This window comes from Paenibacillus sp. FSL L8-0470 (assembly GCF_038008625.1).
In the GTDB taxonomy this organism is placed as follows: domain Bacteria; phylum Bacillota; class Bacilli; order Paenibacillales; family Paenibacillaceae; genus Paenibacillus_AQ.
The window spans coordinates 3,860,175-3,883,385 of the sequence record NZ_JBBOZM010000001.1; the positions used below are offsets into that span (position 1 = coordinate 3,860,175).

Consider the following 23,211-nt stretch of genomic DNA (forward strand, 5'->3'; position numbering starts at 1 on the left):
CTTGTCGTTATATTTTGAAAGAATTCGAGCATTCCCCTCCTTTAGCGGATGATATGCGGATTATATACTTAAAGTATAAAAATTAACCACAAGAGGTGACCACAGATGAACCGTTCCATAGCCACTATAGCCCACTCTGCTGCGAAGACGAAAAAAAGCTCATACTTTCGAAGCAGATGGAACGCTCCGCTTGCAGGCTATTTATTTATTTCGCCCTGGCTGATCGGATTTCTAGCGCTTACGGCATATCCGTTATTTTTATCACTGTACTATTCGTTTACCGACTACACTTTAATGCAGCCTATGAAGTGGGTTGGGACCCGCAATTATGAGCGTATTTTTACAGCGGATCCTAAATTCATCCAATCTGCTAAGGTAACCTTCACTTATGTGCTGGCTTCTGTACCTTTGAAGCTTATAGCGGCCCTCTTTGTCGCTATGATACTCAGCAAGGCGGTAAAAGGAATCAGCTTCTACCGTACGGCGATCTATTTTCCATCACTTATCGGAGGAAGTATCGGGGTATCGCTGCTCTGGCGCAACATTTTTGGTGTAGACGGGGTCTTTAACAAACTGATTGGCGTGTTCGGCTTTGAAGGGAAGGGCTGGATTACAAGTCCCGATACGGCACTTGCCACGCTGATTCTGCTGACGGTCTGGCAATTCGGCTCCACCATGGTTATTTTCCTGGCCGGCCTGAAGCAAATTCCTAATGATCTGTACGAGGCTTCTTCTGTGGACGGGGCCAATAAAGTAACTCAATTCTTCAAAATCACATTGCCGATGCTTTCACCGATTCTTTATTTCAACCTAATTATGGCAGTTATTGGAGCCTTCCAAATGTTCACTTCCGCATTTGTGATTACGAACGGCGGGCCGATGAACTCCACTTATGTGTATGCGATGTACTTGTATGAACGGGCATTCAGCCGTTACGAGCTGGGGTATGCTTCAGCACTTGCCTGGATTATGCTGGTCGGAATTATTGCAGCCACTGTACTGATTTCTTACACCTCGAAGTATTGGGTATTCTATGAAACAGACACTGGAGGGAAAAAACGCAAATGACAACACTAAAATTGAAGCCTGCGTTTCGCCATCTGTTCATGATACTCTTCAGTTTCATTATGGTTTACCCGGTTATCTGGTGGATCGGTGCATCACTGAAACACAGTACAGAGCTTGGCTCGCCGTCGATTTTTCCAGCTGTCCCGCAATGGAGCAACTTCACAAAAGGCTGGAGTTCGGTTCCAGGACATACGTTTACAGATTTCTATCTCAATACCTTCGGACTTGAGTTTGCCGTAATCGTCGCAACACTGTTATCCTGCACACTCGTTGCCTTCGGTTTTGCGAGATTGGATTTTCCGTTGAAGAATTTCTGGTTCTCCATCCTGATGCTGACCTTAATGATGCCTGGACAAGTGCTAATCATCCCTCAATACGCATTGTTCTACCAGCTTGGCTGGGTGAATACGTATCTCCCGTTTATTGTCCCCCATTTGCTTGCCGGTGGGGCAGGCGGCAGTTTCTTCGTCTTCCTCCTGATTCAATTTATACGCGGTGTTCCCAGAGAACTTGACGAATCGGCCAAAATTGACGGGTGTTCCTGGTTCGGTATCTTTTGGAGGGTTGTTATGCCTCTCGCCTTTCCTGCGATTGTTACGGTGACAATTTTCTGCTTCCTGTGGAATTGGGACGATTTCCTGGGTCATCTCCTGTACATCAACAGCGTGGACAAGTATACTGTTGGACTCGCGCTGCGTATGATCAATGACTCGCAATCAGCGGCGGAGTGGGGTCAACTGCTTGCCATGTCACTAGTGTCAATTCTTCCAGCAACTATTGTCTTCATGTTCCTTCAGAAGTACTTTGTTGAAGGGATTGCAACAACTGGAATAAAAGGATAAGATGCAAGTGGAAACAGCTTTTCCGTCATCAAAAGGACGGTATCTGTTTCAGCGAGAAATAGAAGGATAATTTATAGCGTGAAACATATAAATTCTTATCTTTTTAAAAAACTTCAGTCCGTTAACGGTAAAGCTTCGAATACCCTTCGCAGCTTTACCGTTTATTGTGTCTGAACCGGAGTTGAAGGAAGGTAGAGCGTTTGATCAATCCCTATAAAAAATATAGAATTGACCGTCTATTTTTTCATAGCTTTGCCATAGTGCTTATAGTAGTAATTGGTGTTACCGCAGGGACAAGCTACAGCAATTCTTCAAAGGCATTGGTACAGACCACCTCGCATTACCAGCAACAGCTGCTTGATGAGTTGAATAATGAAATTACGACCAGGTTGGTCATGATCGAACAAATTTCACTGTCCAGCTCCCGTGACAGCGAGCTGATCAACTTTCTTCTGAACAGGCAGGATGAATTTGAGAGGTATCGCAGGCGTGCGGGTGTAGAAAGCGCACTCGCGAATTTGACCTATGCCATTCCTCTGATTCAAGGAATTGACCTGTATATGGATAATCCTATCCTGAGTGAGCGGCAAAACTACATTCAGTTCCGGAACCTTGCGGATCTTAACAAGCAGGAAGGGGCCGAATGTCTGGCGAAGAGCGATTTCTGCTGGTCCAAGGAGTATAATTACCCCAGTGTGCAAGGCGATATCCCTGTTCTTAGCTTTTTCAGAAAAATAGTCTACGAGAATGACTATCTGGGAGTCCTTAAGGTCCACATTAAAGCCGACGAAATACGCAAACTATTAAAAGGAAATTCCGACGGATCTAACCGGATCATGGCAAGCAGCGAAGGACAGCAAATTATGAAAATAGGCGATGCGCTGGACCAGAACGACTGGTCCCAGTGGATTGATCTGAAAAGTAACAAATCCGGGTATGTCCATATTCCGGCAAAGGATGGAGCGCGTGATACACTGCTCGTCTACTCCAGAATGGATAATTCCATCTGGACACTAATTGAATTTACGTCTTGGAAACAGATCACGGCAAGCAGCCTGAAGCTGGCAGAATGGATCGGTTTAATTGGTATTGCCGCAGTGCTGTTGGTACTGCTCTTGACACACTTTTTAAGCAAGCAATTTACCAAACCGATCAAAAAGCTCGTAACTGCGATGCGGCTGTATTCCGTAGGAGGCGACAATGTAGAACTTCCGGTGGATTATGAGAATGAATTCGGTTATTTATTCTCCGGTTACCGGAAGCAGAACGAACGGATTGAAGAACTGTATCTCTCCCTGGAGCGCCGTTATGAACAGCAGCGAAAAGCCGAAATTGAGGCACTTCAGGCTAATATCAATCCACACTTCCTTTATAATATGCTGGATCAACTCAACTGGATGGCGATTGAGGCCGGACAAGACGAACTTAGCCGCATTTTGGAGCTGATGGGCCGTATGTTTCGGATCGGCTTGTCCAACGGCAACAGCTTCATCACAATAGCAGATGAACTGCTGCATATAGAGTGTTATCTGGAAATCCAGCAGCTTCGCTGGGGAGAAGGGCTTGAATACAGGATTGAGGCAGCGTCTGAGCTACAGGAGTTATACATTCCGAAGCTTACACTACAGCCGTTCGTGGAGAATTCTATCGTTCATGGATTCAATAAACAGAAAAGCGGCTATGTGTCTATCGTAATGGAGAGAATGGGAGATGCTCTGCATATTGTAATCGAGGATAATGGTGCCGGACTCAAGCAGCCTGAAGACAGGTCCCATAACCGTCATACAGGAGGCTACGGTATACGCAATGTGAGAGAGAGAATTTCCGGTTACTTCGGGGAGAGTTATGGAATTGCACTTGGAGAACGTGAAGAAGGTGGAACAAGAGTGGAAATAACGCTCCCGCTGATGACAGATCCTCTAACCAAAAAGGACTGATCCCTAATAGATAGGATCCATGGTCAATATACAAACGCACATATTACTTTGGTAAGCGCTTCCGTTGACATGAGAAGCAGCCGTGCTTTCGTACTTAAGGAGTTAAGGAGGTAAGCGTAATGTGGAAAATCGCAATCATTGATGATGAGCGCCAAGTCCTGAAGGGGATGAAACGGGCGATTCCCTGGGATGAGCTGGGAGCTGAGTGGGTTGGAGAGGCTATGAATGGAGAGGACGGACTGGAGGTAATTCGCCGTACCCAACCGGACATTGTGATCACTGATCTTTATATGCCCGTGATGAGCGGTCTGGATATGATGGAGCAGCTTAGAAAGGAAGGATTCCAAGGTAAAATCATTATTCTGAGCGGATATTCAGATTTTGAGCATGCGAGACAGGCTCTAAGGTTTCATGTGACCGACTATGTCTCTAAGCCAATCAGTCTGCCGACGTTAAAATCGATTCTAAGTAATGTCGTACAGGAACTTGAGGAAGCGGAAGAGAAGCGAATCAGGCAGTGGGAGCTTGAGTTTAAAATGACGATGTATGAGCCTTTTGTTGAACTGGAGTGGGTTCGCTCCGCAGCTGTTGGTACCCTGGGCCATGCATACAGAGACAACACACCTCTTCCCCCGTCATATCTTTTTTGGCAGGAGCGCAAGCATGTCACTGTCGGCATCGAGCTGATCCGTGATGAACGAGCCAGATGTCTATCCGTCTCCGATTGGAACCTTTTCCGGTTTGCGGTCAGCAATATTGCTTGTGAAGTAGCACGTAAGCTGTTCCCGGATCTGGAATACACAGAGCTGCACAGTACCAGAACATTACTGATTATTCATCCGGATGCAGGGCAGCTCGAACAGTTAGAAGACAAGCTGGAAGAACTGGGAATCCGGCTGATTGACAGCATCGGCAGCTATCTCAAGCTGGTTACACGTATAGGAATCGGGGGAGTGAAGGATACATGGACCAAGCTTTCCGACTCGACAGAGGAAGCTTTCCGCGCGATGGATCAAAGAGCATTACGGGCCGCTTCCGCACATGAAGTGTATATGTACCGGGAGAACAGCAGCAGCGAACCGGGAAATGTCGCCCTTTTTCCGGTCAAGTTCTCGTATAAGCTGGCAACAGCAATGAAGGCATCTCAGGAAGCGGAAGCCCATCAGCTTGTGCTGGAATATATAACGGAAATGAAAAAGCAGGAGGGGATATCACAGGGATACGTACAAATGCTTGGAAGCGAGCTATGGGGAATTATTACCTACTCGTTGTATGAATCCGGCTTTGTACTGGATGACCTGTTCACCAATGACCAGATTGCCAAGGAGATCAGCAGCCTGATCGTACCGGACCAGCTGGCAAGCTGGCTTATGGACAAAATCACCAAGATCTGCAGCAACAGGCAATGGAAAGGAAGCAGCAAGCATCGGCAGGTTGTCGATTTCATGACCAGTTACATTCATGAGCACTATGCGGAAGAGCTGACACTCGCCGAGCTTTCGGATAAGGTATTCATTTCGCGGAACCACTTGTCTATTATTTTTAAAAATATTACTGGAGAAACCTTCAATAACTACCTGACCCGGGTTCGGATCGAGAAAGCGCGGGAGTTACTCATGGAGCGGAATATGCTGGTGTATGAGGTGGCGGAACGGGTCGGCTATAAGAATATTCCCTACTTCAGCACATTGTTCAAGAAAATAACCGGTATGAACCCTACAGAACTTATAAAAAGCTAACGCTCCCAAAGGACAGCATGCTCTATAAACGGAGAGCAACAGCGACGTTTCTCCGGCAAGTACCTGGTTCTGTTTGATGCCTTGGGCCAGCGGAAGTGTTATAGAAGGCTTGGCCGGCGACTACTGGGAAGCAAACGTCAAGTAGCGTTGGTGATTATAAGTGACACGCACAATGAGGATGGGACTGACCCAAAAGCCATGAAAGCATGGTGGGAAGAAAACGAAGTTCAATTGGAAAAGCAACAACAATATGAAACTGAAGTGAAAACCGGACCGGGTAGGGAATTATCCCTATCCGGTCCGGTTATTTTTTTCATCCACTTTGTGCTCTTTCAGCAGATTGCAGGCAAGCGAAGGCTACACGGCTAAACGATCAAGGAACTTATAAGCGTCGCTATTAAACTTCCAAACAACACCAAATTTATCAACCAACATTCCGAAGCAGGAAGACCAAGGCATTTCTGATAACGGCATAATAATATAGCCTCCCACAGACAAATTGGAAAAGTAATTTTCCAGTGCCTGTTTATCATCAATAACGATACTAATCAGTAAATTGTTGCCTTTAACCAACTCGCCTGTTACTTTCTTCATCGAAGGCAGAATATCCGACATCATTATTTGTCCACCAGCGAATTCTAACGATGACTCCATAATCATGTTCAACTCATTTTCTGGCATAGGATAGTTTGGATCTTGTGGAAAATCCTTGAATTTCACTTTTTTTACTTTACTTGAATTCAGAGCTTCTGAATAAAACTCAATGACCTGCTCTGTATTCCCATCAAAGTTCAAATATGCAATAACTGACATGAAAAAACCTCCTTCTTGTAATACATGAAGTATAAGCTATAATAGGTGACAGCTATTTTGTCACCTATTATAGCTTTGGGATAATTTTTTTACCTTAAGAAGATTATCTGGGAGGGACAATATGAATAAAATTGAAAGACTAATATCTATAGTAATGATCTTGCTGCAAAAGAATGTTGTTTCCGCAACCGGATTTGCACAATTATTTAACGTGTCCAAAAGAACGATTCTACGTGATATGGAAACTCTCAGTTTGTCTAACATACCTATTTATTCTATAAATGGAGTTAAGGGGGGATACGGGATTATGGATGAATACAAATTAGACAAACGACTGCTAAGCAGTAAAGACTTACAAAATATCCTAACCGCACTGGGCGGATTGGGACAAATTCTATTTAGTGACGAAGTTGAGCTAACTCTTAAAAAAATTGAATCGATGATAGGCTCAGCAACCTGGAAAGGTTCAATTCACCTGTCATTTTATGAATGGGACGGTCGTTCTGAAATTCTTCAAATACTAAAGACTTGTCAAGAAGCAATAGTGCAAGGAAGATTACTTACATTCGATTATATAGATCGAAGTGGAGGGAAGACGAATAGAATGATCGAGCCATACCAGCTTCATTTTAGTGAAATGAGTTGGTATTTGAAGGGGTTTTGTTTAAATCGAATGGAATATCGGACTTTTAAATTGTCCAGAACGGATAATCTTAATATCGATATCAAAACATTTGTTCCTAGAGATTTTTTGACTGAGCAAAAAGCCGAACAACATTATCAACCGGAATTAATTACAATTAAAGCATTGATCTCGCATAGCATAAAAGATCACTTTATTGAAAGATACGGGCAGAAAAGAATTGAAGCCTATAATTCTGAATTTTTAATAGCCACAATAGATGTGCCGCAAAACCATATCGGATTCCGGTTTTTGGCTAGTTTTGGATCTGAATTAGAAATCATAGAGCCTCAAACATATGTTGAAGATTTTCGAGAGTTTCTAAGTGCCATGATAAAGAAATATGCCTAAAGAATCCCCATTGAGGCATTAATGCGCTTTCCTTGAAGTCTAATAAATAATACATACGGATTGACTCCCGGGGTTAACGCCTTTAAGCCTGTGAGAGTTCGTAAACGCAGGTACGATAGCTGAAATCAACGAAAACATAAAAAAACCATAGATCATATATGACCCATGGATTCGTATGTCATTTTTTTCAAGACCTTATTCAACATCATAGCAAATCAGCAATTATAAGTCTATATTTTTTTTGAGAATTAATTTACCATCTTGTTATAAGATGATGAATGGAGATGGTGAAAATGCTCAAAGAAATATTTGTTAAGAATGCAATGACGTATGAATATCCGCCGGATGGAGGGATAGTACCGATTATTGACCCGTATGATGGATGTACAATTGGATGTCCTTATTGTTTCCAATTAGAAGATGAGACTTGGAATACTGACTTGAATGTTAAAGTTAATATTCCAGATGTTTTGCAAAAAGAACTTATTCAATGGAATAAAGAAGATACTGTGTACTTGGGTAGTAAGTGTGATCCCTATATGGAGATAGAACGGAAATACCAATTAACAAGAAAATGTTTACTTGAATTAAGTAAGTTAAACTTGAAATGTATGGTTACAACTAAAGCCGGATCAAAACTCATCTTTAGAGATATTGATGTAATAAAACCCATGGGGAACAAATTCACTTTACTTTTAGGATTAACTAACCTGCAACAGTTGAGTGAAATCGATGATTATACTCTTATGAGTAATATACAGACAGCAAATCAGTTACACCGAATGGGAATTACTGTATGGGTATTTATTACTCCGATTTTACCTGGTATTACTGATATAGATTCAATGATTAACGCAATAGATCAAGACATTCCTATATTTTTGGATAAGGTTAGATTAAAACGAAACACTAGACCAGCACTAAGGTTGGAACGTTTCATCGACAATCATTACCCTCATTTAATTAAGACTTACAAAGACATAATCTATAATAATACGGATGTTTACTATGAAGATATCAAAGAAAAGTGGGGTAAAACTGAGAGAGTAAAGTTTGTATTCGAGTCAAGTAATTCAACCGGCTAAGGGTAGTCTTTATGAGAACGATTGGTTATGTACTAATAATACTTTTTATTATTTTCCTTTTATCTGCTTGTAATAGTAGCAATGTTAATTCCAGTGACTTCCATCCTTCTTCCAAATCCGATGTGTAGCAACCCACACCAGTGAGCCGCCTTCAGAAGAAATAAAAGTAGAAGACAGAATGATTGTCCTCCAAGGATTCCAACGATTGACGGCATGAAGGTGGGGCTTGTACAACTGCCCGGGATGATGACCGGGATGATTATTTCTGGAGCCAATCCGGTCATAGCCGTGCGTTTTTAGCAGCTATTCACCTTAGAAGGTTGGTAACATCTCTTTTACTCAAGAATGCCGGTATCTACAATTTTAATCTCTACTTTAGGATGGAATCGTACTTTACGATAATCCTTAGACCAATTTTTCTCCTTCCAGACATTGTGATGATAAGCAATAAGCTTTCTCCCCACACCAAAGATATCACAGTTAGCCTTTTGGACTTCTTCCACAACCGATTCAGCTTCCTTTGTGAGAATTTCCGAAAATGCTTGATTTATTTTTTGAAGATCTTTTTCTTTTAGCAAACGCTCTCCGGGAAACTCTTCTACGACGGCTTGAAGTTTTAATTCCAAATTGACTTCAACACTTTCGTCAGCAGAAACCGATACCTTGAATTTCCGTTTCACTTTTTTCAAACCTACATTAATGGTAATGTACTCCTGTATATTATCCGGATAGCCCAGATCAATTTTCTTTGTAAATCGCGCATTTTTTCCCTTTTGCCCCATCAGTAGGACTAGTAAGATTGACTGATCCGGGTTCGTCATCCCACTATAATACTGATCATTAAAGAGGGCCAATCCTTTCGTGATAATCTCATTGCCTTCTATAGCTATATAGGGAAGAGCAAAGTCCTGTCCAGGATCCTTCAGGAACCGGAACACGGTATCTAACGTTTCTTTTGGAAATACACTCATTTCCTCAAGACTTTCAATCTTTTGTGTAATGAAATCGCCAATCTTTAATTCCCCAACCATCTTTTGTTCAAGAATGTCGGAGGCATTTCCTTCGGCTATAATTACCCTAACGTTGGATGTCGGGTTGGTTGGATCCCTAAAGTTCACATCCAAATTAGAGTAAAGGCCTTGCTTTGCCACTGACTTTCCAAGTAATTGAAAACCATTTTTAAGAAATCTTATGTTTCCCCTCACCCGATTACGCATCTCATTGCTGGCACTACGCAGGTTATGTCCATAACTCGTATGAATTTCGTTCGTAGTGGATTTTTGCTCAATATCAGGCGGAATGATTAATTCCACAGTTTCTTTTATCATTCCATTTTCAGTTACATCAAACCCCGCACTGTAGGCTAGATGTAAGTCTTTCAAATATTCCCGGTCCCAGCATCCGGTGAGGCTGAGGGGGGAAAGAATAATCAGCACCGATAGCATAACCTTTCCTAATTTCACGTACCATCTCATGCAAGGCCACTTCCTTTTCTCTTTATCATTAGAGAAATGATTAACATTACCAGCGGGAGCCCACCAATAAAGAAATAGGCAGCATATGTAGAGGCTGTATCCAGTAGATGAATGCCAACAGAAGTTACTGGCGCAAGCGCGATTATAAATGTAGTGATTTTCACAAATGGAGTAAAATTCCGATGGCTTTTTCGTCTCAGTAAAGCACTGAGCCCCATGGACGCTGCATAGCAATAGCTTACGATAGAACATACAAGGGTTATGGCCCAGATCGGCAAAAACAAGATATCTGCACGGTCTATAATGAAAAAGCTTAGAGATTTCATTAAATAAATGACCGGTTCGGGAATCATTTTGATTTGCTCGGAGTTAAAGAACATCAGACAGGTAGAGACCACAAAGAAATAGAATAGGGTCACAAACAAGTTAGAGAGACTGACTGTTATCAATTTTTGTTTATCTGTACCTTCAGACAGCGGGTAGATGATCAGCATTAATTCGAAACCATACATAGATATGGTTGTTTCCTTTGCTCCTCTTACGATATTCCAGAAGCCTTTTTCCAATAGCGGTAACATATTTTCCAGATGGGCTTGAGTTAATCCATAAATGATAAATAAAAATAGTGGAATAAAAAGCACGGAAGCCAATGTATAAAATCTTGCTAATACAGTCAGCTTTTCTCTTGCAAGATAGAGTGTCATGATAGAAAAAAGACCTAGTACAGCCCATCTTGGCGTAGTTTGCAGCATCCATCTCCGGAGCACCTCAACGGCACTAAGCATAATATTAGAGCCAAGCAGAATAAAGTAACCAATATACAGAATAATCAATAGACTGCCAATAATCGGGCCTGCAAGTTTCATGCAAATACCGAATAGGTTAAGTCCGGGGAATTTCTTCAGCAGGACCCACAGAAGAATGATGACAAGTTGGGTAATAACCCCTGCAACTAAAACAGAAAGTCCACCTCCACCTTTGGCAGTTTCGTTAAGTTTGTTAGGAAGAGACAGAATACCAACACCGATTTGGGCTTGAATAATAAAAAGGAAGAGTTGTCCCCTTGTGATCATTTTTTCTTTTTGAGCCACCGTATCAACTCCTGTAAGTACTATGTAGATTAATGATCATTTATCCGTTTTTGGGTTGCTTGAACTCTTTCGGATGGACCAAATTGGAAAGCGTACGAAGGTATCTTTCAGGCCTTGAAATTTCAACGGACTTAATGGTCTCAGGTAGGTTTGCCCAAACGATTCTAGCTTGCACAAATGTATGAAAATGAGTGTTAACCCAAATGATATCCCAATATATCCGAATAATGAGGCAGCAATCATCAATGGAAACCGCATAAACCGGATAGCAGAGCTCATTTCGTTGGAAGGGATAAGAAAAGATGCAATGGCAGTCAACGCAACAACAATAATCATCGAATAAGAAACCAATCCCGCCTTAACAATTGCATCCCCGATAACCAACCCCCCAACAATCCCAATAGTTTGACCTACACGACTGGGCAGACGTAGTCCTGCTTCCCGTAGCAGTTCGAATATAAGTTCAAGCAGCATCGCTTCAATCAGCGGAGGGAAAGGGACCCGGGTCAATAAACCTTGAATCGAAAAGAACAATTGCAAGGGAAGGACATTGGAGTGGAAAGAAACGGTGGCAATGTAGAGCGCTGGCAACTGAAATGCTGTTACAAAGCCGATCAGACGGATAAACCGGACAAAAGAAGCGATCATCCATCGATTGTTATAGTCATCCGGTGTCTGATAAAAGCTGAAAAAGCTCGCCGGCAAAATCAGAGCTGTAGGGTCCCCATCCAGCAGTATAGCCACATATCCATCCAGCAAATAAGCTGAGGTATGGTCCGGACGCTCCGTATTGATTAGTTGTGGAAATATGGAGAAGGAGTTATCCTCCGTTAATTCCTGAATAAAGCCAGTGGAGATTATCCAATCGAGCGAAATTTTCTTTATCCTTGATTCTACAATTTTTATCAATTCTGGGTTGGCCATATTCTCCATATAGACTAAGCCTACCTGCTTGGGGGCGAATTTCCCAAGTGTGAAGTAGCGGACAATAAGGTTTGGGGAGGCGATTTGTTTCCGAATCAGGTATAAGTTAACCTTCATCTGTTCAATAAAACCGTTGTGAGGTCCCCGAATAACCCCTTCATTCTCAGGTTCGCTAATGCTTCGTTCATATTTGGCAGGAGTGAAGAGGACATAAAATTCAGACATTCCTTCTAAAAAATAAAGACAGCTTCCTTCAAGAAGTCCCTGAATGCCTTGGTTTAGTTCTGTTTCCAAACTGAAACTAAGTGTTGTGAAAAGCTCAGAAAGGTCTTTGTCCTGATTACGGCTAAAAGGAACAATCACGTTCCGTTCAATCAATTCCGTGTCAGTGAGGGACTCCAGATAAAAGACCAACCCTTCCCTTCCCTGAAAGGATAAGCTTCTTTTTTTGAGGTCACTTGTATAGAATAGTGCTGCTTCGATATAATCGGAGTTTTGATCTACAGAAGGAGATGAGGTCTGAGTTTGGTTAGTCATTATAAGGCGCTCAACTTTCGATTAGTTTTGCGGTTAACGTTCCCGAATGATTTGCAGAATATTCCTGACGGGAACTTTAATGTGCGATATAGAAGAATATTGGGGATGATGTTGAGCCAGCAGACGTTTCTGTTTTGTTTTCCTAAGGACATGAAGTGGAGCAAAAATGAGCAAATCATCGATCGCTTAAGAGTAATACCATAGAATGCGCATTCATTCGCGAAGTGGTGGCATTTTGGGCTTCATTTGCCATCCGCAACGTTTTACATTAAATGGTCACAGGCGTAAGATTCAAATCAACAACCGAATGTAATATAACTGTTCTCAAATGGCTGAATTCCGATAATGGGAACGGGGGAACCAATGGTGAATGTGGCTTTTGCTCAGATAGCTGCCGCTCACTTGGGGTGAATCCTTGCTGCGTGCTGAAAAGCCGCTTCTTACAAGGTAGGGCAATCTCGCTGCCCGAATCCGTCAGCTAACCCCGTAAGCCTCGAAGAGAGAGGATGAGCGCCATGATCGATTAACCGACCACGGAGAGCCCTGACGCTTCTGTGGTCTTTTTGCTGCGCATGCAGAAAGGGAAAACGATCTATATGAGAGTTTAGAAATCTTATAACAACGAAATTCAGAGTGATTAGGCACTATCTAAAATCCTTTAAAGGGGGGGATTGGTATCGTTACTGTATTTATCGTGTGCTTCTGGGTTGGATTGCTGCTTCTCCTTAGCGGCGGATTTCATGGGCATGGCCTGGCCGGTCATCTGCATGTGGGAGGTGGCGATGCTGGTGGTCCGGGCTTTGTGCCCATACTCCCTCTAATGGTGTTTGTCACGGTCTGGGGCGGCAGTGGTTATGTGCTTACCCGGTTCAGCGGAATGAATATACTTGCAGTGGTGCTGATCTGCACCGGGGTTGCCTTGCTGCTGGGCTGTCTGATATATGCGGTGCTGGCCCGGGTGATGACTCGGTATGACAGTAGCATGAATAAAATGGATTATGAGCAGGCGGGACAACTCGGGTACATCAGCATTTCTGCAGGGGATGGAGCAGTGGGAGAGATGAAATACGTGCTGCATGGAACGATGCGTTCCATTGGAGTACGGGCAGAAACCGGCCAGCAGCTCGCCAAGGGTGACAGGGTGATTATTTTGAAGGTGGATAAAGGATTAGCGGTAGTCACCCTCTTCGAGAGGGAAAACGAACAATTATAACTAACGGGGAGTGTCGAACCAAATGGTTATTCTTTATTTAATCTCGGCAATTGTTGTTGTTATCCTGCTGGCTTTGTTCAGTATCGTGAACGCTTATAAAAAGGTTCCGCCCAATCAGGCGATGATTGTATTCGGCCTCGGCGGAAAAAGAGTGGTTCAGGGCGGCGGGACGTTCGTCATTCCCGGCTTCCAGAACAATAAGACCATCTCTATGATGCTGATGAGCTTCGATGTCATCCCAGCGCAGGCAATGTTCTCCCGGCAGGGCATCAAGCTCAACCTGGAGGCGGTAGCCCAGATTAAGATTAAAAGCGATCCTACCGCTATACTTACTGCCAGTGAGCAGTTTATCGACAGGCCGGAAGAGGACCGTGAGACGATTATCCTGCATTCGGTGGAAGGCCATTTGCGCGGCTTGATCGGACAATTAACGGTAGAATCCATTCTAAAGACACCTGACGAAATCAACAGCAAGATGCGGGAGACCTGCTCGGAAGACCTCGACAAGATGGGGCTTGAGGTAGTCAGCTTCACCATTAAGAAAATTACTGACGACAAAGGGTATATCGACAATATGGGGGTTCCGGAAATTGAGCGCATCCGCCGCGATGCCAGCATCGCCAAGGCGGAAGCAGAACGCGACATTCAGATCAAACAAGCCGAGGCGGAGAAGGAATCCGCCATTGCCAAAGCCAATGCACATCAGGCTACCATTGAAGCTGGAACCGCAGCCCGCGCCAAGGAATCTCTGTTCGAGAAGGATTTGAACATTAAGCAGGCAGACTTTAAGCTGGAAACTGAAGTGAAAAAAGCACAGGCGGATCTTGCGTACGAATTGCAGCAGAACAAAATTAAGCAGTCGCTGGTTACCGAACAGGTCAAGATTACGCAGATGGAAGCGGAGGCCAATAGGACCGTCCGGGAAATCGAAGTTGAGCTGAGACAGAAGGAGCTGGAGGCCACGGTGATCAAGCCTGCTGAGGCGGAGAACCAGGCTACGATCATGAGAGCGGAAGCGGCTAAGCAGCGGAAAATTCTTGAGGCTGAAGCAGAGGCGGCCACAATGACCAAACGGGGGCTGGCAACAGCGGAAGCAGAACTGGCGAAGGGAAAAGCCAACGCGGAAAATGTTCAGCTGGCCGGAGCAGCGGAAGCGGGGGCACTGGAGAAGAAAGCTGAAGCGTACAAACAGTTCACGCAAGCCGCCCTTATAGTGGAATTCTTGAAGGTTCTGCCAGAGCTGGCTGATAAAATCGCTTCCCCGCTGGCCAAGGTCGATAAGATTACAGTGATTTCCCAGGATGGAGCTTCATCCGGCATAAACAAAATTACCGGCGATATCGCCAAAATCATGGCCCAGGTTCCTGAATTGACACAGACGCTTACCGGTATGAACGTGACAGAGGCTCTCAGCGGGCTACTCGGCCGGGATAAAGAGCAATAATTCTAAATTTCCTTGCATAAGCACCTCTCTATTATGGAAAACTTCTGTAGTCCGAATAAACAGCATGATTCCGTTTTTGGAGACTTATTTTGATTTCCTAGGAGGTTAATTATGACAAATCAGGATCCGCAGGAGCTTCTTAAGCGAAAACACGAAATGGATGAGCAAAAAAGGCAGTTCACAAATTTTTCCCGAAGTGTTTGCGGCCACGGTGAGTTAGAAGCAGGGCAGGAGTTCAGTACTGACCGGGTGCCTGACGATCAAAACCGTATGAAATCTGTTGAGAACAAACGTGATTGATAAAGCTATAAAAATAAGCCGATCCTTTTCTGGATCGGCTTTTCGTTGTCTAATGGATGAACCAGAGTTACCTTAAATAAATTTTCCACGAAACAGCTTTGTGATAGATATCTTTCATGATACAGTGAAAAAAGGGTGTAGCTTAACTTTAAAAACTTTCTTGAATTAAACTGAGGTGCTCAATGAATCGAATTTTAATGGTTGAAGATGATGATAATTTGGTGTTCGGTATTGATTATACTTTAACGAGTGAAGGATATACCGTTGTTATTGCCGGTAGCTTGGAAGAAGCAAGGAAGGTATTGAAAACAGACACAGTCGATTTAATCTTGTTGGATATAAATTTACCTGATGGTTCAGGGTATGACCTGTGTAGGGAAATCCGTACATTATCCCAGGTTCCGATCATATTCCTGACAGCTTTGGATGAGGAGACAAATGTTGTTGCTGGACTTGATTTGGGTGCAGATGATTATATGACCAAACCGCTCCGTACCAAAGAACTTCTCTCTAGAATAAAAGCCGTTTTAAGGCGCAATCATAAGCCCACGGATGAAGCGAATAGATGGATATCCAACGATATTGAAGTTCGAGTTCTAGAAGGAACTGTTCTTAAATACAATCAGGAACTTTTATTGACGGGGCTGGAATATCGATTGCTATTAATGTTAATGACTCACCCTAAGCAAATTTGCAGCAGAAGTATCATTCTTAACAGTCTGTGGGATATGTCAGGAGAATTCATTGATAACAACACCCTTTCGGTTCATATTAGAAGGTTAAGAGAGAAGATCGAGGATGTTCCTGCTGTACCGAGATACATCATTACCGTTCGAGGAGTCGGATATAAATGGAATGCAGATGTTGTAGGGAGATAAACCATGAATGAATTCTTCCGTAATCCAGAGTGGAAGTCTATTACTGTTAAAGCGATCGTATTACAAGTTATGTTAGCAGTAATCATGTTCTTTTATATGAGTTATCAAGTCAGTCAGATCAATAAGGCCGTGGTTAATCAGAATGCTGCATTGATTGGTTATGTTTTGAAGCAAGCTCCACAACTAGAAAATGAAATTATCCATTTTATCACTCAGGGTGCACAAGAAGATGAAATCGAAGAGGGAAAACGCAGCCTGGCTCAATATGCATACAAAGATGATATGCCCGTAAACAATCAACCTGTACTCTCGGATACCGCCTTACCCATGAAAACGGCAGCTCACGTTTTGCTTTTTAGTATTCCGTTTCTGCTGTTATTGGGATGGGAATACCGCAAAATATTTGATAAGATCCGAACCATAACCTTTGCAGCGGAGCAAGTTGTTGAACATCAGTTTGATCAACCGCTTCCGGAGAAGGATGAAGGCGACTTTGGTGCACTAGGACGAAACTTTAACGCGATGGCCGAAAGGTTACACAACAGTCTTCGGCAACTCCAACAAGAGAAATCGTTTCTACGAAACCTGCTTTCCGATATTTCGCATCAGCTCAAAACGCCGCTTGCATCCCTCATCGTTTTTAATGAAAATTTGCTGAATGATCCTCATATGAAGGAAGAAATGAGAACGAAATTTCTGGATCGAAGCCGTCAACAACTAGAGCGAATGGAATGGCTGATTATCAGTTTACTGAAGCTGGCACGGGTCGAAGCCGGAGCAATAACGTTCCAGATAGAACGAGTTCGAGTAAGAGCAATGATCGATCATGCTGTACATTCGTTGCGAATGTTATCCGAGCAAAGGAAGCAGAAGATTCACCTTCATGGTGGAGAAGATATGTATGTTTGGGCGGATGAAGAATGGCTAACAGAAGCCTTGATTAATTTGATTAAAAATGCACTGGAACATACGCCACTAGAGGGCGGAATTGATGTTACTTTAGAAAAAAATTCATTATTTCAGACAGTAATCATTCGAGATCAAGGAGAAGGCATTTCCCCAGAAGATTTGCCTCACATTTTTGAACGATTTTATAGAGGGAGAAACACGACAAAGCCGCAAAGTCTTGGCATTGGCTTGTCCTTATCCAAGTCCATTATTGAAGAACAAGGGGGGATGATCACCGTTGTAAGTCAGTTAGGGCTAGGAACAGAATTTAGAGTTTCGTTTAATACCTGGGATAGTGGAGGAAGCTTACAATAACGTAAGCTTCCTCTTCACTGTAATGTAAGCTTCGATCTTTATAATAACAAACATACAAAGAGGCACATTAGCTCAGGAGGCAAACAGGTGGAAATACTAAAAACGATTAATTTATGCAAAACCTATGGAAGTGCAGAGGCAAAGGTTGAAGCTTTAAAAAATGTCAATTTCTCCGTTCAGCAGGGAGAATTTGTTGCCATTGTAGGAGCCAGCGGGTCAGGAAAAAGCACCTTAATGCATCTCCTAGGTGGAGTGGACCGCCCGTCTAGTGGACAAGTCATCATCGCTGGTACGGATCTTTATACCAAAAGTGAAGAGGAGCTCGCTATATTCCGAAGACGGAAAATAGGATTTATTTTTCAATCCTACAATCTGATCCCGGTCCTATCTACAGAGGAAAACATCAAATTACCAATGCTATTGGAGAACAAAAGGGTAGATGATAAGTATGTCCAGGAATTAATGGGTATATTAGGTCTGACTGAGCGAAGACATCATCTTCCATCCGAATTGTCAGGCGGACAGCAGCAAAGAACGGCGATTGGGCGTGCGTTAATTAATAAACCGTCGATTATTTTGGCAGATGAACCTACCGGAAATCTAGACAGTAAAAGCAGCAAGGACATTATGGATTTACTTACGTTTTCCGTTAAAAAATATAATCAGACCTTAATCATGATCACGCACGATTTGAATATTGCTAAAATCGCAGATCGAGTCGTAAGAATTGAAGACGGAGTCCTTCTACAGCCAAATGAGGTGAGTGAACGTTGAAAAGCTACACAGCTCTCACCGGAAAGTACTTGAAGGGACAGAAAAAAAGATCGCTGCTTACGATCTTCGGTATAATCTTGTCGGTTACGCTGCTTACATCCATTGGTACAATTGGGATGAGCTATTGGGATAAGTCAGTCAGACAAACCCTGCGGGACTTCGGAGATTATCACGTCTCTCTCAATGGTATTTCGGGAGAAGCGGTCCCAAAAGTCAAAAACAATGCTACCGTAAAAAGTGCAGGCGTCATCAGTAGAGAAGGATATGCTGTTATTAGGGCGTCAAAGGAGAAGGAAAAGAAGGAAGATCCGTTTGCCGCACCCTACCGGTACCTGAATGTCAAGCGATATGATGCGAATGCAATGCAAATGCTTCAGTCACAGCTAGACTCGGGCCGCCACCCGGAAAATTCGGATGAAATTATCCTCTCCACATCGAGTTTAAGTTATTTTTCAAAAAAACCAAAGCTTGGTGAAACGATTACGCTAAACCTTGGAATCCGGAAGGTATCGTCAACGGGTGAAGACAAGAAGATAAGCGGACTTGGCGATTTTGGTTGGGATCTCGACGAAGCCTTCCAAGCACAATCCCAAAAAGAATATACTGTTGTAGGCTTTATGAAGCCCTTAAGCACAGGGAGCTGGTCTTCCAGATACATCTTTCCTGCAATTACTTTCGATGATAACAAAAACATCGATAACAACAAAAATTACTTTATTTACGTCAAAATGAAATCTTTGAATGACATCAAAGAAAAGACGGCAGATTTGATGTCCTCTTTACAGCTGAATGATGTCGAACAAGGTTCTGCTATACAACTGGATAGGGAGAGCTATATTAAAAATGTAAGAATTGAGTACAATAATGAGCTGCTTAGATTGTATGGCAAAAGCATTTATGAAGGTGTGAATAACAGCTTAATCCTATCATTCGCTGCTGTCATTGCGATTATAATGATTTGTACGATTGCAATGATTTATAATATTTTTCATATTTCTGTACTGGAGCGGATTTCACAATTCGGTATGTTACGATGCATTGGAGCTACACCAGCCCAAATTCGCAAAATTGTGATGCAAGAAGCGGCCCTGCTGAGCTTGATCGGCATACCCATTGGGATTCTCACGGGAACTCTTTTTATGAAGATATTGTTTTACAATATCAGCTTGTTAACGTTAGGTTTTTTACATGATATGAGAATGGTCATTTCCGTACCGATTCTAATCTCCTCCGGTTTATTGGGCTTGCTGAGCGTATTCCTTTCCGCTGTTGGACCAGCTAAACAAGCAGCTCGCGTATCACCTCTTGAAGCCCTGAAAAATGTGGGAAGCACGAAGGTTGAAACTATCACTAAGGTCAGAAAGTCTCTGTTCGTTAATAAGCTGTTTGGCATCGTAGGGCAATTCGCCAGCAGAAACTTGCAACGGAACAAGAAACGTTTTCGGATTACAGCCTTTTCCATGATTATTAGTATTATTTTATTTATTGTCTTTAGTGGTTTGGTTGATTTCATGCAGCGAACAACACAGCTCTCAGGAGCGCAGTATTCTTATTCGCTTTCCTATGATGGTCCTTCAAAACGAATAGACAATACTGTGTATCGGGATGTTTCTAAGCTTGATGCTGTTCAACAAGCCTACAAATTTTACAGTAATCAAGTAGATGCAATCATCCCTAAAGATAAGATTAATCCCAAATATTATGGATTTCATAAGGAGCGATACGTCGTTGACGAAGGGGAAGGTTATCGAACAGATAATAATTTCCTTGTGTCCTACGGAGTCAATGGCTTAAATGCTCTGCAATCCAAGCTCACGGCCGGGAAGATTGACAAAGAGAAAATGGATCAAGAGAATGGTGTTATCGTCCAACAAAAAATAAAGATGATGACAGAAGAAGGCAAACAGCTAATTCTCGATCAAACCCAATTTAAGGTTGGAGATCACATCAAAATTCGAACAGTTGAAGGAAGTGATAAAGAATATCAAACTGTGACAGTGACCGGAATCGTCGATCAAGATTTGTTATCAAAGGAATATACTAGTAGCCATATTGTTACATTCATTACGACCCCACAAGTATACACCAATATTATGGGTAGCAATATTTACTCTAGAATTTTTATCCTTGCTAATTCCGATATATCAAATCATCCTATAACGGACTATCTTAAATCATTAACTGAGAAAGACGCTGGTTTTAACTACAATGATCGAGTGGCAGAGGTCGCTCAAGCTAAAAACGACGCAAAGACTTTTAGTATCTTGCTTTACGGTTTTATCGGTGTCATTGTTCTAATTGCTTTCTTGAACATTATCAATACAGTAAGCACGAATTTAATTCTTCGTACGAATGAATTTGCAACCCTCAAGGCCATCGGCATGACGCAGAAGGAAGTGAGGAAAATGATTATTTTAGAAAGCGTATTTTATGGATTGTTTGCCGCTGTAATAGGAACTATCCTAGGGACAGCGCTGGATTACGGAATACATCTTCTCTTCACCGGTGCTTTAGATGCAGAGTGGGTGTTCCCATGGTCCAGTATCGGGATCGCTTTCGCGGGTTCGCTGATCACAACGTTTCTCGCAACAATTAGTCCGATGTACAGGTTGAAGAAAGTAAATATCGTAGATGCTCTCCGGAGCGAGAATTAGGATCGGTTGGTTAAAAATAGTAACACAAAGCCAGCTATAAATAATGAATTTAAAACAGGCACCCTTTATCATACGGGGTGCCTGTATTTTGAAAATACAGCTGTCTTAGGAATCCCTAACTACAAATGTCCTAACGAAAGCGTTAGAAAAAAATACATTGTCTTTTTTCTGGTAAAATAGAATTCATACTATAAGCCAGGTAGAAGGAGTGCTGCAATGATTTATTTGAGAAGCTTTAAGCTTTCTGATTATACGGATCGGAATCCCAACATATACCCTGATTATGTATTTAAGCACTTGGCTGGAGAAGTACTTTTGTTTGATCGAATTACTGTGTTGTATGGCAATAACGGGAGCGGAAAATCCACTTTACTCAATGTAATATCCAACAAGCTGGGAATTCCGGGGGCCGAAAGAATGACAAGCTATGGGCATAGTATTTATGCTCAGCGATTCCTTGATTTGAGTAGCTATCAGCTTGGGCATGATGAGCACGAGCATGAGATCAGGCAACTTCCAAAAGGAAGCCGGTATCTGAAATCAGAGGATATTTTATATGAGATCAAGAAGATACAGCAATCTTCCGTGCTGCGTGAGGGAATAATAAATGAGCAGATTAACAAAGGGATGAGCAAGGCTCAGGCGGCACAACATGAAGCTACGTATGCGTTTAAAAAGAAGCTGGAGGACATTCAATTTTCACAAGAAAAATACTCTAACGGAGAAACGTCCATGCAGTTTTTTGAGGAATATCTGCTACCAGGGCAATTGTATTTATTGGACGAGCCGGAAACGTCACTTTCTCCTGCCAATCAAATACGGATGGCCGAACAAATAAATGAGCTGGCACGATATTTTGATAGTCAATTTATTATTGCCACGCATTCTCCCTTTGTTTTAGGCACATTACATGCAAAAACTTATAATCTGGATGCCAAACCTCTTCAAACAGCAGAGTGGTTTGAACTAGAGAATGTACAATTTTTTTATCGGTTTTTCAATAAGCATAAGCAATTGTTTGAATGAGAGTAGGACAGACACAGATTGTAGCTTTTCATCTGAGAAGGGTTTGCTCTAAGACCTTCCTCCGTAAGCTTGATTTCTGAGTGAATCTGATGAATGGATATCATATGATTGATAAAAAACAACTGGGGATTAATACTCGGTTGTTTTTTTACTGTCTGCGTATCAGGGTTGATAGAAGGGGGGAATCGGATAGCTAAAAATTTGATAACAGACAGAAGTTAGAGACGATGATAAAAGTTTCGAAGGAATATTTTGAAGAACTAAGAATCTTGTGGTTATAGAAATGGAAACTATAAATATAGACCGGCATTATCCGAACAACCGCTATTGACAAACCACTACTTTGTGTTACTATATAGTGGTAGTAAGTAATACTTAATACCAGTCATACAGAATAGCAAGGGGGATTGTGTTGGAAAACCTGACGGAAATGCTCAAAGGCGTGCTTGAGGGCTGTGTCCTTGAAATAATAAGCCGCAAAGAAACCTATGGCTACGAAATCACGCGGCGGCTGAACGCCCTCGGCTTTACAGATGTTGTGGAGGGAACGGTGTACACCATCCTGATCCGGCTTGAAAAAAGCAAGCTGGTGGATACCACCAAAAAACCCTCCGACATGGGTCCTCCGCGAAAGTTTTTTGCGCTCAACGATGCGGGGCGTGAGGAGCTGCGGAGGTTTTGGGAAAAGTGGCAATTTGTTGCATCGAAAATCAACCAATTAAAGGAGGAGTAGGAACAATGCTTGATTCGATCATAAAATTGATAATTGGCGATATGGAAGAAAAACGGGCCTATAAACAAATGATGAAGAGGGTTGATGCCTTACCGAAAGATTATCGGTTTGCATTTCGCAAAATTCAACATTATATGTTTAGCGTTGGCCCCCTAGGCGGCGGTGACATGACGATATTTACGGACTTGACGATGTTTAAGGACTTAGTGGATTTATTTGAAGCAAGTGCGGCAGAGGGCAGGCAGGTTCTTGATGTCATAGGCAGTGACGTCGGCAAGTTTTCTGATGAGTTTATGCGTGCGTCGGTTACCAATACCGAAACAATGCGGGAAAAACTAAACAAAGAGATTATGGAAAAATTTAATAAGGAGGGGCAATAACT

The 23,211-nt window shown here is 42.5% G+C and carries 21 protein-coding genes, 1 pseudogene and 1 riboswitch; of the genes and pseudogenes, 18 read left to right on the forward strand and 4 right to left on the reverse strand.

Annotated elements, in window-relative coordinates:
• Window positions 1-105: 105 nt before the first annotated feature.
• The 5 genes from NST99_RS17395 to NST99_RS17415 all read left to right on the forward strand — a co-directional run bounded on the left by NST99_RS17395 (window position 106) and on the right by NST99_RS17415 (window position 5,955).
• On the forward strand, window positions 106-1,068 hold the full coding sequence (locus tag NST99_RS17395; RefSeq protein ID WP_341093341.1) for a carbohydrate ABC transporter permease: 963 nt from the start codon (window positions 106-108) through the stop codon (window positions 1,066-1,068).
• Complete coding sequence (locus tag NST99_RS17400) at window positions 1,065-1,910, forward strand: carbohydrate ABC transporter permease (RefSeq protein WP_341093342.1); 846 nt, start codon at window positions 1,065-1,067, stop codon at window positions 1,908-1,910. The genes NST99_RS17395 and NST99_RS17400 overlap by 4 nt, the downstream gene beginning before the upstream one ends.
• 200 nt (window positions 1,911-2,110) lie before the next feature.
• Window positions 2,111-3,847 (forward strand): sensor histidine kinase, encoded by a 1,737-nt coding sequence (locus tag NST99_RS17405; protein WP_341093343.1) that lies wholly within the window; start codon window positions 2,111-2,113, stop codon window positions 3,845-3,847.
• A gap of 119 nt (window positions 3,848-3,966) precedes the next feature.
• Entirely contained in the window at window positions 3,967-5,586 is a 1,620-nt protein-coding gene (locus tag NST99_RS17410; RefSeq protein WP_341093344.1) for a response regulator transcription factor, read from the forward strand.
• A gap of 198 nt (window positions 5,587-5,784) precedes the next feature.
• Window positions 5,785-5,955, forward strand: a complete 171-nt coding sequence (locus tag NST99_RS17415; RefSeq protein ID WP_341093345.1) for a hypothetical protein — start codon at window positions 5,785-5,787, stop codon at window positions 5,953-5,955.
• Here the strand turns inward: NST99_RS17415 and NST99_RS17420 are convergent.
• Window positions 5,944-6,399 (reverse strand): VOC family protein, encoded by a 456-nt coding sequence (locus NST99_RS17420; protein WP_341093346.1) that lies wholly within the window; start codon window positions 6,397-6,399, stop codon window positions 5,944-5,946. The two genes, NST99_RS17415 and NST99_RS17420, sit on opposite strands and share 12 nt — an antisense overlap.
• A gap of 121 nt (window positions 6,400-6,520) precedes the next feature.
• On the opposite strand from NST99_RS17420, the gene NST99_RS17425 reads away from it, so the two are divergent.
• The 3 genes and pseudogenes from NST99_RS17425 to NST99_RS17435 form a co-directional block, all read left to right on the forward strand.
• Window positions 6,521-7,432, forward strand: coding sequence for a helix-turn-helix transcriptional regulator (locus tag NST99_RS17425; RefSeq protein ID WP_341093347.1), 912 nt, complete (start codon window positions 6,521-6,523; stop codon window positions 7,430-7,432).
• A gap of 278 nt (window positions 7,433-7,710) precedes the next feature.
• Window positions 7,711-8,517, forward strand: a complete 807-nt coding sequence (locus NST99_RS17430) for an SPL family radical SAM protein (protein WP_341093348.1) — start codon at window positions 7,711-7,713, stop codon at window positions 8,515-8,517.
• A 195-nt stretch (window positions 8,518-8,712) separates the two neighbouring features.
• Window positions 8,713-8,814 (forward strand): annotated as a pseudogene (locus NST99_RS17435) (ABC transporter permease); the annotation flags it as partial.
• 38 nt (window positions 8,815-8,852) lie between these two features.
• On the opposite strand, the gene NST99_RS17440 reads toward NST99_RS17435, so the two are convergent.
• From NST99_RS17440 to NST99_RS17450, 3 genes are read right to left on the reverse strand one after another with little or no spacing between them, the layout of a single operon-like run.
• Window positions 8,853-9,992: a Ger(x)C family spore germination protein gene (locus tag NST99_RS17440; RefSeq protein ID WP_341093350.1), complete on the reverse strand. Its 1,140-nt coding sequence runs from the start codon at window positions 9,990-9,992 to the stop codon at window positions 8,853-8,855.
• On the reverse strand, window positions 9,989-11,083 hold the full coding sequence (locus NST99_RS17445; protein ID WP_341093351.1) for a GerAB/ArcD/ProY family transporter: 1,095 nt from the start codon (window positions 11,081-11,083) through the stop codon (window positions 9,989-9,991). The genes NST99_RS17440 and NST99_RS17445 overlap by 4 nt, the downstream gene beginning before the upstream one ends.
• A gap of 36 nt (window positions 11,084-11,119) precedes the next feature.
• Window positions 11,120-12,544, reverse strand: coding sequence for a spore germination protein (locus NST99_RS17450; protein WP_341093352.1), 1,425 nt, complete (start codon window positions 12,542-12,544; stop codon window positions 11,120-11,122).
• 320 nt (window positions 12,545-12,864) lie between these two features.
• Window positions 12,865-13,052: riboswitch (cyclic di-AMP (ydaO/yuaA leader) on the forward strand.
• 186 nt (window positions 13,053-13,238) lie between these two features.
• Between NST99_RS17450 and NST99_RS17455 the strand changes: the two genes are divergently transcribed.
• The 10 genes from NST99_RS17455 to NST99_RS17500 all read left to right on the forward strand — a co-directional run bounded on the left by NST99_RS17455 (window position 13,239) and on the right by NST99_RS17500 (window position 23,209).
• Window positions 13,239-13,757 carry a hypothetical protein gene (locus NST99_RS17455; RefSeq protein WP_341093353.1) on the forward strand — a complete coding sequence of 173 codons (519 nt, stop codon included), beginning with the start codon at window positions 13,239-13,241 and terminating at the stop codon, window positions 13,755-13,757.
• A 22-nt stretch (window positions 13,758-13,779) separates the two neighbouring features.
• Window positions 13,780-15,201 (forward strand): flotillin family protein, encoded by a 1,422-nt coding sequence (locus NST99_RS17460; protein ID WP_341093354.1) that lies wholly within the window; start codon window positions 13,780-13,782, stop codon window positions 15,199-15,201.
• Between the two features lie 111 nt (window positions 15,202-15,312).
• Window positions 15,313-15,501, forward strand: coding sequence for a hypothetical protein (locus NST99_RS17465; protein WP_341093355.1), 189 nt, complete (start codon window positions 15,313-15,315; stop codon window positions 15,499-15,501).
• Window positions 15,502-15,683: 182 nt separating this feature from the next.
• On the forward strand, window positions 15,684-16,379 hold the full coding sequence (locus NST99_RS17470) for a response regulator transcription factor (protein ID WP_341093356.1): 696 nt from the start codon (window positions 15,684-15,686) through the stop codon (window positions 16,377-16,379).
• Between the two features lie 3 nt (window positions 16,380-16,382).
• A complete protein-coding gene (locus tag NST99_RS17475) occupies window positions 16,383-17,642 on the forward strand; it encodes a HAMP domain-containing sensor histidine kinase (RefSeq protein WP_341093357.1) in 1,260 nt (419 codons plus the stop codon).
• A gap of 87 nt (window positions 17,643-17,729) precedes the next feature.
• Window positions 17,730-18,416, forward strand: a complete 687-nt coding sequence (locus NST99_RS17480; protein ID WP_341093358.1) for an ABC transporter ATP-binding protein — start codon at window positions 17,730-17,732, stop codon at window positions 18,414-18,416.
• A 29-nt stretch (window positions 18,417-18,445) separates the two neighbouring features.
• Entirely contained in the window at window positions 18,446-21,070 is a 2,625-nt protein-coding gene (locus NST99_RS17485; RefSeq protein WP_341097679.1) for an ABC transporter permease, read from the forward strand.
• Between the two features lie 216 nt (window positions 21,071-21,286).
• Window positions 21,287-22,096, forward strand: a complete 810-nt coding sequence (locus tag NST99_RS17490; RefSeq protein ID WP_341093359.1) for an AAA family ATPase — start codon at window positions 21,287-21,289, stop codon at window positions 22,094-22,096.
• A 430-nt stretch (window positions 22,097-22,526) separates the two neighbouring features.
• Complete coding sequence (locus NST99_RS17495) at window positions 22,527-22,829, forward strand: PadR family transcriptional regulator (RefSeq protein WP_341097680.1); 303 nt, start codon at window positions 22,527-22,529, stop codon at window positions 22,827-22,829.
• 5 nt (window positions 22,830-22,834) lie between these two features.
• Window positions 22,835-23,209 carry a DUF1048 domain-containing protein gene (locus NST99_RS17500; protein WP_341093361.1) on the forward strand — a complete coding sequence of 125 codons (375 nt, stop codon included), beginning with the start codon at window positions 22,835-22,837 and terminating at the stop codon, window positions 23,207-23,209.
• The last annotated feature ends 2 nt before the right edge of the window (window positions 23,210-23,211 follow it).